The following is a 1,802-nucleotide window of genomic DNA, read 5'->3' as shown; positions in this document are numbered from 1 at the left end:
GTGTGAACCCGATCAAGTGTGGGAGGGGGCTTGCCCCCGATGGGAACACCTCGGTGTATCAGTTACTGCGCAGTAGGGCCCACTTCACGCAACGGCTTGCCACGCACCGGCGCGCCGCCTGCGACGTAGTAGTCGGCGGTGCTGCGCGGCAGCGGCTGGCGGCCACGGATCTTGTCGGCGATTTTCTCGGCGATCATGATCGTTGGCGCGTTCAGGTTGCCAGTGGTGATGATCGGCATGATCGACGCATCCACCACACGCAGACCCTGCATGCCATGCACGCGGCCTTCGCCATCCACGACCGCCATGTCGTCGGTGCCCATCTTGCACGAGCAGGACGGGTGGAACGCGGTTTCGGCGTGCTCACGGATGAACTTGTCCAGTTGCTCATCGGTTTGCACTTCAATACCTGGGCTGATTTCGCGGCCACGGTACTGGTCCAATGCCGGCTGCTGCATGATTTCACGGGTCAGGCGGATGCCGTCGCGGAATTCCTGCCAGTCCTGTTCGGTGGCCATGTAGTTGAAGAGGATGCTCGGGTAGTCCCGTGGGTTCTTCGACTTCAACTGGATGCGACCACGGCTCGGCGAACGCATGGAACCCATGTGTGCCTGGAAGCCGTGCTCTTTCACGCCGTTGCTGCCGTTGTAGTTAATCGCTACCGGCAGGAAGTGATACTGGATGTTCGGCCAATCGAATTCTTCACGGGTACGGATGAAACCGCCCGCTTCGAACTGGTTGCTGGCGCCGATGCCGGTGCCGTTGAACAGCCACTCGGCACCAATGGCCGGCTGGTTGTACCAGAGCAGCGACGGGTACAGCGAAACCGGTTGAGTGCACGCATATTGCAGGTACAGCTCAAGGTGATCCTGCAGGTTTTCGCCGACGCCTGGCAGGTCGTGGACCACCGGGATATCGAGGCTTTCCAGGAGCTTGGCCGGGCCAACGCCGGAGCGTTGCAGCAGTTGCGGAGAACCGATGGCGCCACTGCACACGATGACTTCTTTGCGTGCACGGGCTTCAACGCGCTCTTCGGCCGCGCCGATCAAGTAGCGCACGCCAACGGCACGCTTGCCTTCAAACAGCACTTTGTCGCTGAGGGCGTGGGTGACGATGGTCAGGGTGGAGCGCTTCTTGGCGGTGTCCAGGTAACCGCGCGCGGTGCTGGCGCGACGACCTTTAGGCGTGACGGTACGGTCCATCGGGCCGAAGCCTTCTTGCTGGTAGCCGTTCAAGTCTTCGGTACGTGGGTAACCGGCTTGCACGCCGGCTTCAACCATGGCGTGGAACAGCGGGTTGTTGCCGGCTTTTGGCGTGGTCACGCTGACCGGGCCATCGCCACCGTGCCAGTCGTTCGGGCCGATGTCCCGGGTTTCAGCTTTTCTGAAATAGGGCAGGCAGTCGAGGTATGTCCAGTTTTCCAGGCCTGGCAGTTTTGCCCAGCCGTCGTAGTCCATTGCGTTGCCACGGATGTAGCACATGCCGTTGATCAGGGAAGAGCCACCCAGGCCCTTGCCGCGACCGCATTCCATACGGCGGCCGTCCATATGGGGTTCTGGATCGGTTTCGTAGGCCCAGTTGTAGCGACGGCCTTGCAGCGGGAACGCCAACGCCGCAGGCATTTGCGTGCGGAAGTCGAAGCGGTAGTCAGGGCCGCCGGCTTCCAGCAGCAGGACGGTGACGCCTTCGTCTTCGGTCAGACGGGTCGCCAGGGTGTTACCGGCGGAGCCGGCACCCACAATGATGTAGTCGTATTCTTGGGACATGAATGCACCCTCTTTGAAGTGTGGTCAGCAAGGGCC

Annotated in this window: 1 protein-coding gene; it reads right to left on the bottom strand. The window is 61.6% G+C overall.

The features are described from left to right. Nucleotides 1-62 precede the first annotated feature (62 nt). Nucleotides 63-1,766 carry a choline dehydrogenase gene (betA, locus tag ACRESD_RS16265; protein WP_431751862.1) on the bottom strand — a complete coding sequence of 568 codons (1,704 nt, stop codon included), beginning with the start codon at nucleotides 1,764-1,766 and terminating at the stop codon, nucleotides 63-65. Nucleotides 1,767-1,802 lie beyond the last annotated feature (36 nt).

The organism is Pseudomonas sp. (assembly GCF_050739995.1).
In the GTDB taxonomy this organism is placed as follows: domain Bacteria; phylum Pseudomonadota; class Gammaproteobacteria; order Pseudomonadales; family Pseudomonadaceae; genus Aquipseudomonas.
This window is presented reverse-complemented; position numbering and strand designations above follow the sequence as displayed.